This is a genomic window from Pseudanabaenaceae cyanobacterium SKYG29, from assembly GCA_025055675.1.
Classification (GTDB): Bacteria; Cyanobacteriota; Cyanobacteriia; order Pseudanabaenales; family Pseudanabaenaceae; genus M5B4.
Window position 1 is genome coordinate 904665 of record JANWWT010000001.1, and the last position, 14891, is coordinate 919555.

Annotated in this window: 13 protein-coding genes; 10 read left to right on the forward strand and 3 right to left on the reverse strand. The window is 48.8% G+C overall.

Translation table 11 applies throughout. The features are described 5' to 3' along the window. Nucleotides 1-294: 294 nt before the first annotated feature. From NZM01_04290 to NZM01_04305, 4 genes are all read left to right on the forward strand, one after another. On the forward strand, nucleotides 295-741 hold the full coding sequence (locus tag NZM01_04290; GenBank protein MCS6959247.1) for a hypothetical protein: 447 nt from the start codon (nucleotides 295-297) through the stop codon (nucleotides 739-741). A gap of 729 nt (nucleotides 742-1470) precedes the next feature. After that, the gene (locus NZM01_04295; protein MCS6959248.1) at nucleotides 1471-3177 is read left to right on the forward strand and encodes a flavin monoamine oxidase family protein; all 1707 of its coding nucleotides are present in this window, start codon (nucleotides 1471-1473) and stop codon (nucleotides 3175-3177) included. Nucleotides 3178-3180: 3 nt separating this feature from the next. Beyond that, the gene (locus tag NZM01_04300; protein ID MCS6959249.1) at nucleotides 3181-4122 is read left to right on the forward strand and encodes a hypothetical protein; all 942 of its coding nucleotides are present in this window, start codon (nucleotides 3181-3183) and stop codon (nucleotides 4120-4122) included. Nucleotides 4123-4146: 24 nt separating this feature from the next. Further along, on the forward strand, nucleotides 4147-5862 hold the full coding sequence (locus NZM01_04305) for a PPC domain-containing protein (GenBank protein MCS6959250.1): 1716 nt from the start codon (nucleotides 4147-4149) through the stop codon (nucleotides 5860-5862). Here NZM01_04305 and NZM01_04310 read toward each other — a convergent pair. Next, entirely contained in the window at nucleotides 5851-6756 is a 906-nt protein-coding gene (locus NZM01_04310; protein ID MCS6959251.1) for a branched-chain amino acid ABC transporter permease, read from the reverse strand. The genes NZM01_04305 and NZM01_04310 overlap by 12 nt on opposite strands. Before the next feature lie 125 nt (nucleotides 6757-6881). Here NZM01_04310 and NZM01_04315 point away from each other — a divergent pair, with 125 nt between their 5' ends. After that, entirely contained in the window at nucleotides 6882-7631 is a 750-nt protein-coding gene (locus NZM01_04315; protein MCS6959252.1) for a hypothetical protein, read from the forward strand. On the opposite strand, the gene NZM01_04320 is transcribed toward NZM01_04315, so the two are convergent. Continuing rightward, nucleotides 7578-8357 (reverse strand): DUF561 domain-containing protein, encoded by a 780-nt coding sequence (locus NZM01_04320; protein ID MCS6959253.1) that lies wholly within the window; start codon nucleotides 8355-8357, stop codon nucleotides 7578-7580. The two genes, NZM01_04315 and NZM01_04320, sit on opposite strands and share 54 nt — an antisense overlap. Nucleotides 8358-8437: 80 nt before the next feature. On the opposite strand from NZM01_04320, the gene NZM01_04325 reads away from it, so the two are divergent. From NZM01_04325 to NZM01_04335, 3 genes are read left to right on the forward strand one after another with little or no spacing between them, the layout of a single operon-like run. After that, nucleotides 8438-9871, forward strand: a complete 1434-nt coding sequence (locus NZM01_04325) for a hypothetical protein (protein ID MCS6959254.1) — start codon at nucleotides 8438-8440, stop codon at nucleotides 9869-9871. A gap of 10 nt (nucleotides 9872-9881) precedes the next feature. Beyond that, nucleotides 9882-10514 (forward strand): GAF domain-containing protein, encoded by a 633-nt coding sequence (locus tag NZM01_04330; protein ID MCS6959255.1) that lies wholly within the window; start codon nucleotides 9882-9884, stop codon nucleotides 10512-10514. Continuing rightward, nucleotides 10507-11340 (forward strand): inositol monophosphatase, encoded by an 834-nt coding sequence (locus NZM01_04335; GenBank protein MCS6959256.1) that lies wholly within the window; start codon nucleotides 10507-10509, stop codon nucleotides 11338-11340. The genes NZM01_04330 and NZM01_04335 overlap by 8 nt, the downstream gene beginning before the upstream one ends. Here NZM01_04335 and NZM01_04340 read toward each other — a convergent pair. Then, nucleotides 11323-12039 carry a hypothetical protein gene (locus tag NZM01_04340; protein MCS6959257.1) on the reverse strand — a complete coding sequence of 239 codons (717 nt, stop codon included), beginning with the start codon at nucleotides 12037-12039 and terminating at the stop codon, nucleotides 11323-11325. The genes NZM01_04335 and NZM01_04340 overlap by 18 nt on opposite strands. Before the next feature lie 143 nt (nucleotides 12040-12182). Between NZM01_04340 and NZM01_04345 the strand changes: the two genes are divergently transcribed. Next, nucleotides 12183-12878 (forward strand): pentapeptide repeat-containing protein, encoded by a 696-nt coding sequence (locus NZM01_04345; GenBank protein ID MCS6959258.1) that lies wholly within the window; start codon nucleotides 12183-12185, stop codon nucleotides 12876-12878. Between the two features lie 182 nt (nucleotides 12879-13060). Then, the gene (locus tag NZM01_04350; protein ID MCS6959259.1) at nucleotides 13061-14878 is read left to right on the forward strand and encodes an NAD(P)H-quinone oxidoreductase subunit F; all 1818 of its coding nucleotides are present in this window, start codon (nucleotides 13061-13063) and stop codon (nucleotides 14876-14878) included. Nucleotides 14879-14891 lie beyond the last annotated feature (13 nt).

The following is a 14891-nucleotide window of genomic DNA, read 5'->3' on the forward strand; positions in this document are numbered from 1 at the left end:
TTTGGCGAAGATGGTATCATCCAGAGAATATTCGAGATCATACCTCCTAGCCACAAGTATTGTGTTGAGTTTGGTGCATGGGACGGTAAATATTTTTCTAACTGCTATAATCTAATAGTAAACAAGGGCTGGTCAGGTGCTTTCATAGAAGCAAATTAAGATAGCTACAGGGAGCTGCTGAAAAATCATGGTCAAAATCAGAAGGTTGCATGTATTAATCGGTTTATTGAGTTTGAGGGAGAAAACAGCTTAGACAATGTACTTAAATCAATTGATGCTCCACAAGACTTTGATTTGCTTTCAATTGATGTGGATGGAATTGACTACTTCATTTGGGAGAGCCTCAGAGAGTTTCAGCCAAAGTTAGTGGTCATAGAATTCAATCCAACCATTCCGAATGATGTGATGTTTATTCAAGCCAAGGACTCTTCAATAAAGCAAGGTTGTTCCTTGTTAGCGCTAACCCACTTAGCAGCCGCAAAGGGTTACAAGCTAGTTTGTTGTACTGTCTGCAATGCTTTCTTTGTCAGACAAGAATTCTTTAATCAACTGGGAATCCCTAGTGATTTTATTTACTATCTCTATCGACCTGTTTTGGATGGACGTATATTTCAGGGGCAAGATTCTACGATTTACGTTACTGGTATGGAAAAACTGCTCTGGCTGAACATTCCCTTGTCTAGTGATGATTTTCAAGTCATACCCAGTTCAATGCGAAGGTTTCCTGATACCAAAGAGTAGTAGGGTGAAATAGTTTTAAACTTTTAACGCTGTGACAGCAAAACTTTGAGCGAAACTTTGCAATGATTAAATTGATTGAAAGTGAGTATTCAGAAGTTTATGCGGCAAAGCCAGTAAGGAGATAACTTGATTTGATGTACTAGCAGAGACCAAAGAACTAGCTCACAGCAGAAGCTTTTCGGTCAGTTCTGGCTCACTTGGACAGTTGTAGCTATAAAATCTGGTTTGCTTGCCAATCTACCAAGTATCTAAGAGTTACTGTCCTTATTTAAAATTAATCACCTAAGCTGTGGATGAAGTTTGCCAACGATCGAGGTCATTCCATAGTGTCAAATGATAAAAGATGAAAAAAGCTTAATACCAGTAGATGTCTGGTTTTACCTCAACCCAGAAGCTAACTGTACATGCTCATTCCAAGCACAAGCAATAGGACAAAAATATCACTTGCGAACTAGCTCAATTTACAGCTAGCCTAAATCACTCTATCAGCGGAAAATATTAAAAACTGTAAAAGAACTGGCAAATGTATTCTACAACACATAAAAGTCTAGTGCCCTGTACTAGCCTTTAGCAATCTCAATAAGGCGGACAAAAACGTTAGAAGCAGGTTAGGTTAGTCGGTAGGGCTAAGAGTTTTCTTGGCACGGAAGACTGATCACTGTTATCTGCAGACAGGACTTTTGTGTCTTTTGGGGTTTCGATTCTTGCTAAGATAAGGGCTGTTTTCCGATGAAAAGAAGGGATTTTTTAATCAGAGTTGCTGCAGCAGGTGGTTCTACTTATGCAGCCATGCGTGCTCTGGATTTAATTGCCAATCCTGCTAAAGCCCAGACTGGACCAGTTCGCCTCACACGACCGAAGGAAAGACGGCGAGTGATCATCATTGGGGCAGGAGTGGCAGGGCTAACTGCTGCCTATGAATTGGGCAAGGTTGGTTATGACACAGTCATCCTGGAAGCCCGCAACCGACCAGGGGGCAGGTGTTGGACTCTGCGGGACGGAGATTCTTTTGAGGAGATAGCAGTGGCTGCTACAGGTTCTGCAGGCGCAGGTACTACCCCTAACCAGATCATCACTGCCAACTTCAGTCGCGGACAATATTTCAATCCGGGTCCAGCTCGGATTCCGCAACACCATGTCACACTGGATTACTGTCGCGAACTGGGAGTTGCCCTAGAAGTCTTTTCTAACCTCAACCGCCAGCAATACTACTTCAATGAGGCGGGAGCCACAATCTCTATCAGTGGCAACAATGCGCCGGTGGGAGGCAGGCTGGCAGGTAAAAAGATCAGAGTAAGAGCTGCTCTGGCGGATACAAGGGGTTACTTATCCGAACTGTTGGCAAAGGCGGTGGACAAAGGTGCCCTAGACCAGGAATTGAGCGGTGTGGATAAAGAAAGGTTGTTAGAATTTCTCCGTACTTATGGTGCTCTAGGTACTAGGGAAACGGGGTTTGCCTACACAGGTGGTTCGCGGCGAGGCTGGTCCAACTTTGATGTAGATACAAATGTGGAGACGGGGGAAGCCCCAGGAGCAGTCGGTAGGCGGGGTAATTCTGGCAAACCCTATACCCTGGCAGATTTACTAGCACTGCGATTTGCCAACTATGAAGCCTTCGAATCAGGCTCGGAGCAGCAGATGTTGATGTACGAACCCGTAGGGGGAATAGACGCGATCGTGCAGGGGTTTATCCGTCAGCCTAGTGTTGGTCCAAGAGTCCGTTACAATGCAGAAGTGACAGAGATTCGCAAGACTAGTAGTGGTGTAAGAGTTGTCACTACCCAGGGTACTTTTGAGGGAGATTACTGTATTTGTACTATCCCGCTCTCTGTCCTGCGGTTACTGGCAAATGCGGGCAAAACCGATTTCAGTGCGGCTATGGTCAGTGCCATCGACCAAGTTGGTCGCAACTATGCTGTGACAGGTAAAGCTGCTTTTGAAACCAATCGCCGTTTTTGGGAAGAGGACGAGGACATCTATGGGGGCATTACTAACTGTAGCTTTAATACTTCTGTCCCAGGGGCTAACTTTATCCCCCAACTCAGTACAATTTGGTACCCCTCCAGTGGTTTTGGTTCCGATCGGGGGGTATTGGTAGGGTATTACAATTTCGGGGTCAATGCGGCTAACTTCGGTCTGCTGCGCGATAGCGATCGTATCAGAATTGCTGTTGCCCAGGCAGCTAAAATTCACCCGCAGTTGAATCAAACTTTTGTATCGGGTGTGTCAGTTTATTGGCCCGCTGTTAAGTACAGTTTGGGGGGCTGGTCAAGCAGTGGCATTGATACCTATCCTGCTAGCGTTGTCTCCACCCTCAGTAGTAGGGATGGCAATATTTGGCTAGCGGGGGAACACATGAGTAATCTCACCGGTTGGTTAGCTGGTGCTATAGAGTCGGCGAAGTTAGTTGTGCAACAAATCAATCAGTTAGGATAAGTCATGAACATGAAAGAGAGAATGTTAAAGCAGTGGAAGTGGGCAGTTAGTCTGTGTACTGTGGCGCTCCTTTTGGTGGGAGTATTTAGCTATGTTCGTGCCCAGGGGGTGACATTTCCTACAGCGGTTACTTTCTTTGGCAGCGCAGGGGAAGGAGCAAGAATTTCTGGTGCCCTGCCTTTCAGACTCGATCGTTTAGTTTCCACTTTGCCTGGTAGGAGTGTTCCTGTACCTGCCACAAGCACTATTGCCAGTGGGGTAGCAATTCCGGCGGGGCGGGCGTTGTACTTTTCTAGTGGTACTGTCCCCCCTACTTTGGATAGTCTGCTGCCAGCGGGTGTTCCTCCTGAAACTGCCTTTGCCGGACAGGATGCTTCTCCTAATCAGCCTGGGGTTGTACCAGTATTCTTTGACGGTGAAGGAGTTCCCCCTACCTCTGACCCCCGCCGCTATGGCACGACGGAGGAGCAGGCAGTTAATACCCTCAGACGAATTCAGGCGTTGCTGACCGCCCAGGGTTTGACCTTTGATAATGTTGTCTATCTAACTGCTTTTTTGGTGCCCGATCCCTACCTGCGTACTCGTTTTGTCACGGACTCCAGAGGGAATAGAATCTTACAAGCTGTACCCAGGGCGGAAATTGACCAGGCGCTTGCCAATGGGCTACGTCCTACAGACAAAGACTTTCCCGGTGAACCTACCTACGACTACCAGGGTTGGTTTCGTGCCTATGCCCGCTTTTTCGATAAGGATAACCCTAACCGCGCTGCCACCTTTACCAGTGCTACAGCAATTACCCGTAGTCCCCGCTTGACGGCTGCCCCCCCGCCCGAACCTGGTGCCACTACTGTCAAGACTGCTCGATCGACTGTCGGTCTACCTGGTCTAGTGGTTCCTGGCTGGTTGATTGAGATTGAAGCCATTGCGGTCTATCCCGAACGTTAACATTGCCTGGGGGGATAGTTGGCTATGGAACCAAATGACAGTATTGCTTTGGCTAGTTTTACGGGGTTACTAGCGGGGAGCACGTTTAGGGTTAGAGAGGAGATTGGCAACTTAGCCTTCCGCAACTTGGCGGAGACAGCCCCTGCCCTTGATGTGGATTTTTACCGCGTGGAGATGGAGAGGGGAGACATTTTATCCCTCAGTTTGTTACCTGGTGGCTCTCTCCGTACCGCTGTACAAATTTTTGACTCCCTGGGCGTGCCTGTGGTCAGTGAATTGAGGTTAACTAGGTTTGATTTTATTGCCCCTGCCTCTGGTGCCTATTTTGTTGCAATCAGTAGCAGAGACAACATCAGCTATGACCCAGCTAGGATTCTCAGTGGTACACCCCTGGTGGCGGGGAGTAGGGGAACGTATACTTTGGAATTGACTAGACATGCTGGGGACTTTCTTCTAGAGCCGAATGATACAATTGCTACAGCAATCCCTACAGGCTTGAGCACGCAACAACCGGGGGCTTTTGTCAAGAGCGGGTTTATCACTGCAGGGGATGTGGATGTCTTCGCGGTGACCCTGGAAGCAGGGGACAAACTCAAGGTCAAAACCCAAACCCTCAGGGAAAGTAATCTAGACTCGTTTTTAAGGTTGTTTGATGCCCAGGGGAATTTGCTAGCTAGCAATGATGATGCCAGACCTGATACTAGGGATGCCTACTTGGAATTTGTCGCTCCCAACACTGGTGTTTATTTTTTAGGCTTGAGCGATCGGACTAACGCTACCTACAACCCCTTAGTCAGTCAACCCAGTCCCAGCCAGTTGGGGGGCGGCTACATTATTGCCATCGCGGTGGATGGTGCTCCCCCAGAGCAGGTTCTAGATGATGTGCCAGCAACGGCTATACCAACGGGTCTGAGTTCAGCTCTGCCAGGACAAAGAGTCTTTAATAGCGCGATCGGCAATAATGCCCAGGGCGGGCGCGATCGGGATTTATACAGCCTAGAGATGAGTGCCGGGGATCGCTTAGTTCTGCGCATCGATACACCGCCTTTGAGTGATTTAGACAGTGTTTTGCGGGTATTTGATGCAGGAGGCAGGGAGTTGGCATTCAATGATGATGACCCTGGTCGCAATAGTCAGGACTCCTTATTAGAATTTGTTGCGCCTGTTTCCGGCCGCTTTTTTGTGGGAGTGAGTGATTTTGCCAACAATGCCTATGACCCTCTCGTACTAGGCAGTGGTCGACCTGGTAATACAGGCAGCTACCGCTTGACAGTAACACTAGAGGGCAGACCAGGGCAAGAACCTAATGATAGCCTCCCCCAAGCCACTCCCCTCAGTATCAGTGGTCGCACCCCCTCTGTCCAAGTCGATGGCTACATTGGCAATAATCCTTTTCTGCCAGCAGCACTAGATGTAGATATTTATAGGTTGGATTTATTACCTGGTATGGGCATTACAGCCAGTGTGTCCATCCTCGCTTTGAGTAGTGGCTTGATTCCAGGGCTGAAGATTTTTGACAGTGCTGGGGCAGTTATAGCAGAAGACCGATCGGCGGCAGTGCCTGCCTTGGCTACTCAGTTTAAGACATCCGTCATAGAATTTCGCCAAACGACAGGAGGGACTTACTTTATTGGTGTGAGTGATGTTGATAACTTCGACTACAGTCCTTTGCGACCAGCAAGCGGCAACTTTAATGGTTTAATTGGCAATTACCAACTGACCGTCACCCTAACGTCTTAGAGCCAGCTCTGCTTTTTTGCCCAGTAAACCCTGGGGTCGCCACACCATTACAGCTATCAACGTAAGACCAATTAAAATTACCTGGATTGCCTCAATTCTGCCACCCCCTAATGCTTGCTTGATTGCCTCAGGGAGAAAGCGGGGAATAGTAGTATAGAACTGATAGAAAATTGCCCCTAGCAGTACTCCTATGTTGTTCCCTGCGCCTCCGATCGCCACGATCGTCCATGCCTCAAAGGTCATCAGGGCAGTAAAGGTAGTAGGGTAAACAGCTTTCAAATACCAGGCAAAAAAGGCTCCCGCTATAGCAGCAATGACACCGCCAAAGATAAAGGCTTGTAATTTGTAGGCAAAAACATTTTTGCCAAGGGCAGTGGCTACTGTTTCGTCCTCCCGAATTGCTTTGAGGACTCTCCCCCAGGGGGATCGGATTAACCACTCTAACTGCCAAAAAATAAAGGCGATCGTGACCACCAAACCGAGGGCAAATAAAAAGTTATATTGCTGGGGAGCAACCGCGGTAAGAAAAGGAATCTGATAGCCAAATACCCCCCTTGTCCCCTGGGTAAGCCACTCTTCATTGTTAGTGATTAAACGTACGATTTCGGCAATACCGATCGTGACTATAGCTAAATAATCCTCCCGTAATCTCAAAGTAGTAAAGCCCACCAGCAAAGCTAACACAATCCCTAGCCCCACCCCCACCAACACCGCTACCGACCAAGGTAACCCCCCTGTGCGGGTTAGGAGAGCAACGGCATAGCCACCAATGGTGACAAAAGCCACATGACCAAAGTTGACTAGACCGGCTATACCCCACTGCAAATTTAAGCCCAAACTAAACAAAGCGTAGATTGCCGCCTGAATAAAAACTGTAATCAGGTAGTTAATCATCTTGCCCAAGGGAACATATTCCCTTTAGTTTAGTCCGTTGTGGTGCCTAGGCAATCAACTTCTGACTGATTAAGACAAATTATGACACCTATGGTAAGCTAAGCCCAGAGGCGACAGAAAAGAGTATGAAGGGTATCTACATTGGCAGTTGGGCAATTCTAGCAGTGCAGTTATGTGCCTATGCCCAGGTCATGGATAGTCAGTACTTGGTCTACCTCAACAGTGACGACCCCTTTGTCATTCAGCAGGCTAAAACTATTGCTCCCGATGCCTTTACTGGGAGTTTGGATTCAGGTAGACGGGTACTTCAACTGGGACGCTACACTAATTTGAATTTGGCACAAAAGCGATCGGATGAACTGCGTGCCTTGGGATTACCTGTAGAAATTGCCCGTGTCACTGGCAGATTACCTAGCTCCGCCTTACCTGGCCCTAATGGTTTTAATCCAGCCCCTACTACGGTTGTATCTACGGTGCCTGGTCAGCCTGCTTCTAACCCGGAACCTGTGCTCCTTCCAAATGTACCGAGTACAGTGGAACCCACTCCCCCGCCAGGAGCAATCGAAATTACCCGCCCCGCTCCTAACGGCAATAACATAGTTACCCCCCCTCCATCCCCTTTGCCAACTACTACCAGTACCGTGGGACAGGAATTGCAAGCCTTTGCCCAACGCAACCGCTACTTTGTCATTATCCCCACGGTGTCAGAGGATATTTTGGCTAGAGTAAAACAAATCGTACCCACTGCCAAACTTTCTGCCTCTGAACGGGGGGCTTATATTGAAATCAAGGGCTACCCCGATCGGGGTAGTGCAGAGGAACTAAATCGCGACATGCGTAATCGGGGTTTTGACTCCAGAGTGATCTTTTTCTAGGGCTTCTCGGAGGGCACGCACTGCTGCTACCATGGCTACCATATCCTTGAGTTGGCGTACTGCTGAACCCACGCCTACTCCCGCTGCCCCCGCCGCAATCGCCAAAGGTGCAGTGACATTGGTAATCCCCGAAGCACAAAGGACTGGTACCTTCACCGCTCGACTGATTTCATAGGCAGCAGCGAGGGTAGGGACTGCTTTTTCCATCATGCCTAGAGTACCGCTGTGGATGGGATTAGCGCTCTTGCCCCCTTCGGTTTGGATAATGTTTGCCCCTAAACGTACCAACTCTTCCGCTAAATGTACCTGTTCACTCAGGGGGAGGGTGTGGGGTACAGTGACAGAGAGGGGGGTGTAGGGTAGCTGGGTACGTACCGATCGAGTCAGGTTTATTACTTCCTCGGCGGTAAATCTCCTGCCCGATCGATAAAAACAGTCGTAATTGCCAATTTCCACAAGGTCTGCCCCTGCGTTTACCCCTTCTACCAATTGGTGGACTTCCACAGCGGAAACACAAATAGGTAGATCAGTATGTTCCTTGGCTACCTGGACGAGACCCCGATCGGCAGCAATATCGACAAAAGTCGCCCCCCCCTCATGGGCAGCTTGGACGATTTGTTTGACAGACACAGCATCGAAGTTATTCAGCCCTGCAATAATCTTGAGGGCACGTCTTTGGGAAAAGGCAGTCTGCAGAGGAGCAGGTAAACCACGAACTTCTAGCATTGTTAACTTTACCAATATGTCTTTTTGCATATTGTACATTTTCGGCTATATTGCCTTAGTGGTCAGCAAAATCTAATGCTATGTGGGATAAATTACAGCGGGTCTACATTCTACTGTTGATGGTGGTTTTGGCAGTAGTCCTCTCTGCCTGTGGGAGTAAGGTGGCTAAATCCAGTCGTGTCAATACCTTGAGCATCAGTGAAGTCTCTCCCCCTGACATCATTCAACGCCTCAGCCGTACCCTCGATCGTTATATGCCCCAGGTGACAATTGTCAGTCCCCGTAGCGACGAAGTTTTATCTGATACCACCGTCAAAGTAGCAGTCGAGGTAAAGGATTTGCCTATTTTCCAGAGTGCGATGGGGCTGGGTCCCCACCTGGATGTGGTGTTGGATGAACGGGAAGCACGGCAGATTTATGACCCCACTACTCCCGCTGTATTCGAGAATGTCACCCCTGGTACCCACACTATACGGGTGTTTGCCTCCCGTCCCTGGGATGAAAGTTTCAAAAATGAAGGGGCCTATGCCCAGACTACTTTTCATGTCCTCACCCGTACAGGAGAACATGTTCTCCGCCCCGATACCCCTGTTTTGACTTACCATAGCCCCATTGGCACTGTTGGCAGTGATACTGTCCTCTTGGATTTTTACTTGCACAATGCCCCTGTCCCCGCTTCTTTGCTAGATAGTAAAGAGCCCCCGAGTTGGCAAGTGCGGGCAACGGTCAATGGCGATAGTTTCACGATCGAGGATTGGCACCCTCTCTATTTGAAGGGGCTAAAACCAGGCAGAAATTGGATCAAACTAGAATTCCTTGATCCCGTGGGTAATCCTCTGCCTAACCTCTCTAACTCCATTGCCCAGATTGTTACCTACGATCCCCAACAACGTGACCCCCTTTCCCTTATCCTCCAGGGGCAAGTTCCTGCCAATGTAGAGCAAATTGTCGACCCTAACTACTCACCTACTCCTATCACCCCCTCGCCAGAAGTGACCACGCCCCCCCTGGAGTCTGTTTCCCCAACGCCAGCCGCCCCTGTTTCTCCCACCTCGGAAGTAACCACCCCTCCACAGGAGTCTGCTCCCCCAACGCCAGCTGCCCCTGTTCCTCCCCCGCCAGAAGTAACTACACCCCCACTGGAGGCTCCCCCACCAGTTAAGCAACCTCGCTTCCAGCTCTTTAGGAAGAAAGCCAAGGTGGAACAGCCACCTGCTCCTACGGAAGAAATGATGGAGGTACAGCCCCAGGAAAAAGCTACCCCTATTCCTACAGAGGAAGCGATCAAGGCTCAGGAAATCCCTGCTGCCCCATCCAATAGCGAGAAAGCGGAGGAGCAGCCTCAGGGAGTATCTATGGAAGAAGTAACCCCCTCTCCTGCACCACAACCCCAATCCCCTGCTCAGGAACCCCAAGCAGAACCAAAGGTAGGAAGATTTCAATCCCTGAAAGCTCGCTATCAAAAGCTAGAAGAGTCCACTCCACCGGCTATCCCAGAACAACTGGGGGAATAAGCAAGGTACTATGGAGCAAGAACACCTTAAATCTATGTCGGAAGAAGTCACCCGCCTGGAACAGACTGTAACCAACCTGTTAACTCTCATTAAAGTTGTCTCCCAGAAGTATGAGTTACGTACTTTCCTGAGTTTAGTGCTGCGTAAGGCGAGACTTTTGACTCAAAGTGATGCCGGTAGTATTTACTTAATCGATCGGGAAGATGCTATCCCCTACATTTGTTTTGCTGTCTCCCAGAATAGCTCTCACCCCGAAAAATCCCTGGAATATTTTGCTGTTCCCCTCGATCGCAGCAGTCTGGTTGGCTATGTCGCTGTGACAGGGGAAACCCTTAACATCCCTGATGTGCAGGCACTGCCGCCCGACGCCCCCTACAGCCATAAGAAAACAATCGAGGCGGAACTTGACTACATCTCCCGCTCGATTCTCACCCTCCCTGTTGTCACCTCTCAAGGGGAAGTAGCTGCGGTGATCCAGTTGATCAATCGTAAAGTTAGTCCAGAGGTAGTAGTGAAACCTGATAACTTAGCAGAGGTGGTAGTACCATTTACCGACTGGGATGTAGAATTATTGCGGGGTTTATCCAGTTTGGTCGGTATAGCGATCGAGCGGCAGGAATTGATGAACAAAATCTATGAATGACAGAGACCCCCAAATTTTACTGGATATAGCCACTCTCGCGGCAATGGCAGGGGGGCAAGTTTTGAAAAAGTATTGGGGCAAATTGCGGCGCATTGAGGAAAAAGCACCTGGCGACCTGGTAACAGTTGCCGATCACGAATCAGAAACTGCCATCCTAGAGGTGCTCAACCGCTATTTCCCTGGGCATGCAATTTTGGCAGAGGAGTCGGGCATCCAGGGCAACAAGGACAGTGCTATTTTATGGGTGATCGATCCCCTAGACGGAACAACCAATTTTGCCCACCAGTACCCTATGTCTTCTGTCTCCATTGGTGTTTTGGTAGAGGGAGTCCCCACAGTCGGAGCTATCTATGACCCCTTTCGGGATGAACTGTTTGTGGGGGGACTGGGCTTAGGCGCGTTCGTGGAATACCAGGGAGAGCGCTGCCCAATTCATGTTTCCAATTGTCGGGAACTCAAACACAGCCTCCTAGTCACAGGATTTGCCTACGACCGCACCAGAACGATCGATAACAACTATGCCGAATTTTGCCACTTTACCCATATCAGTCACGGGGTGAGGCGGGGCGGTTCCGCTGCTCTTGATTTAGCCTACATTGCGGCAGGCAGATTAGATGGTTACTGGGAGCGGGGTTTATCCCCCTGGGACATGGCAGCAGGTGTTGCCCTAGTTAGGAGTGCTGGTGGCATAGTGACTGCCTACGATGGTTCCCCCTACGACCTTTACTCAGGCAGGATTTTGGCAGCCAATCCCTACCTCCATCCCCAGATGGTAGAAGAACTTGCTAAAGTCAAGCCCCTAACCCAGTCATTTCCCTTTAGTTAAACCTTCTTCCTGGTGAGTCTTACGCTTAGCAAACCCCCAGATAAAAAATACTCCAATAAACATCAACATCAACCATTCGGGAGGCACGTAGGCAGGGGCAACTACCTTAAGCAGTAGACGTATCCCCACCAAAGCCACAATTAGATAACCCGCTGCTTCCAAGTTGGTAAAAATATCCAACCACTTGATAAACAAATCTGCCAAAAATCGCAGTGCCACAATCCCCATGATACCGCCCAAAAGTACCAGCCAAGTTTCTTCCGCCACTGCTACTGCCGCTGTCACACTATCCAAAGAAAACGCTAAATCCGTTAGAGAAACTAACAAAATGACTTCCCAAAAACTACTAGCTACAGGGATAAACTTTTCTTCATCATGCTCTCTAGCACTAGCAATAAAAAACTTACCGGCCAGCCACAGTAAATAAATAGCGCCAGCCAACTCGAACTGCCAGTAATTGATCACCCAAGTTGCCGTTAAAATTAACACCACCCGCAGAACAAATGCCCCCACCAAACCATACCGCAACGCCCACTTTTCCTGTTCAGGGTCAGGCAGACTGCGCACGATCGAAGCCAACGCCACCGCATTGTCCGCCGACAAGATGGCTTCTAACATCACCAAAACCACCACGATCGGCAATACATCGAGGCGCAACACATCAGGGAACCGATGAAACAGATCAACTACAGTAGACATAGGGCAAATACAGATTAAGTAACATCAAAACAGACAAATTACAAGACCAGACGAGAGTGGGCAATTCCCCTAAATTAGGATAAGCTACAAAGCAGGGATTAGCTCGATCGATTCGGGCTATTTGGATTGTTAAGTGAGGATGTATGAAAGGAAAAACCGTAACCGTTGTAATAGCGGCATTAATTGGCGCTGCCCCCCATGTACCAGCCCAGAATGCGGAGCACCTACGCTACTTTTTAACCCATCGGGAGTGCCAGCGCTGCGAACTGAGCAAGATCGATGTCAGTGGAGCCGACCTGAAGGGAGCATTTCTCAATGGCACAAACTTGAGCATGAGCCGTCTTAGCAATGTTAACCTATTCAACGCCGAACTGACAGATGTCGACCTGAGAATGTCCACCCTCCAGGATGCCAATCTCCGCAACTCTGTCCTGGTGGGAGCTGACCTACTGAGCGCCAATCTGGTCAATGCCAATATCCGCAATAGCCGCTTGAAGTACGCCAACATGGCCCGCGCGCGCCTAGACAATGCCAATCTTATGGAGGCAGAATTGGTCTATGCTAACTTGAGCAACGCCGAGCTACCCAAGGCAAACCTACGCAATTCTATCCTCTACCGTGCCAAACTAGTGGGAGCCAACCTAGAGGGAGCTGACCTGTACAGTGCCAATCTGGAAGAAGCTGACCTACGGGGTGCCAACCTGCAGGATGCCGATCTCTCCCGCGCTAACCTCAGTAATGCCAATCTCGATGGCGCTAACCTCAAGGGGGCAAACCTCTGTAACGCCACGCTGCCAGGAGGTGAGCTATCTAAACAAGGCTGCCCCCTAGGGGGATAACTTGCTACTTTTGGGGAAGGCGGTATCCCATCCCAGCCTCTGGGCTACTACCTCCCCTACCCAGAAAAGATTGTTCATAGAAATAAATCTATTGATACAAATAGATATGTCTATAGCAGTTTACAAAAATTTAATCATAGAATGTAGGCTATAGAAAAATAATAAATCCTAGTTTTTTAGTTATGCAAGGTTGGATAGATACAATTTGGTTAGTGCCCATTTATTCTTTGGTGGGGGCAGGGTTATCCCTGATATGGTCTCCTGCCGTTACGCGGCGGACGGGCCCTCGACCGGCGGGGTATGTCAATATACTGATGACACTTTTGGCTTGGTTGCACAGCACGATCGCTCTCGTTGGTATTTGGGGCAAGCCCAGTCAATTTTTTGCTTTTCCTTGGTTTTCCGTAGCGGGTTTGGATTTTACGTTTGATATTGAAGTCTCGCCTGTAACTATAGGAGCGATGGTGGTGGTTACAGGGATTAACCTGCTTGCTCAGATTTATGCTGTTGGCTACATGGAGATGGACTGGGCTTGGGCAAGGTTTTACGCCCTCCTAGCTTTTTTTGAGGCGGGGATGTGCGCTTTATCTTTGTGCGACTCCCTCTTCTTTAGTTACGTCATCCTGGAGATTCTCACATTAGGCACCTATCTTTTGGTCGGAATGTGGTACAACCAAAGCCTAGTGGTGACAGGGGCAAGGGATGCTTTTCTCACCAAGCGGGTAGGGGATTTATTGCTATTGATGGGAGTGGTAAGTTTGTTTCCCCTGACTGGGACATGGAACTTTCACTTATTGGCTGATTGGGCGGCGAAAGCCCAGGTGAATCCCGTTTTAATTACTTTGGTTTTACTGGGGCTAATAGCAGGGCCAATGGGTAAGTGCGCCCAGTTTCCCCTGCATTTGTGGTTGGATGAGGCGATGGAAGGCCCTCTGCCCAGCACGATTTTGCGTAATGGCGTAGTTGTACTGACAGGGGCTTGGGTGTTAGCGAAAATTCACCCTTTGTTGGAGCTTTCGGTGGTGGCGCAGCAGGTGACGATCGCTGTTGGTGCGGCTACGGCTTTGGGGACGGTTTTGATTGAGATTGGTCAGATTGATGCTAAGCGTGCTCTTTCTTACCTGGTCAGCACCTACATGGGGCTGATTTTTATTGCTGTGGGCACAGGTTCAATGGAGAGTGCCTATTTGTTGATGCTATCCAACTCTCTGGGCGCTAGCTTATTGGTGATGGCATTGGGTAGCATAATCTCTAATAACATTACCCAAGATTTGACCCTACTGGGTGGTCTCTGGACCCGTCGTCCTATCTCAGGTCTGTCATTTTTGGTGGGCATTGTGGGCTTAGGTGCTTTACCACCGTTCTGTGGGTTTTGGGGTCTTGCTTCTCTGTTTCAGTCTTTGCAGGCAATTCGTCCTGGCCTGGCAACTCTGGTATTGGTGATCAATGGTCTTTTAGTTTTTGGTCTGGTAAGGGTATTTGGTCTAGTTTGGGGTGGTAAACCAAAACAGATGACGGAACGATCGGTGGAACCTCTGTGGCTAATGGTTTTACCTATGACCGTGGGGGCAGGGATTGTCTTGCATACACCCCAATTATTGACTGTTATGGGTTTAATCAAATGGACAGAGCTACCTACTAGTTGGCCGCTGATCCTGTCTTCCTTGGTAGGTGTATTGGCTGGTAGTTATATTTACCTCAACGATGGCATTAGCAAACCGATCGTTTTACCAAACAGAACCGTACAAGACTTTTTCACCTACGATTTTTACACACCTCAGTTATACAAGCTAACAATTGTAGGGCTAGTCGATATTTTTTCACGGCTGATGTATTGGTTCGATCGGTTCTTCGTTGATGGTCTGGGCAATTTATTTGGCATAGCGACAATCCTCAGCGGCGAAAGCTTGAAATATAGTACGTTTGGTCAATTCCAGTTGTATGTACTGACAATGCTGGTGGGAGTTGCTCTGCTGGTGTTTCTCGTCTTTAATAGTTAAGCTTAGGGAGGGA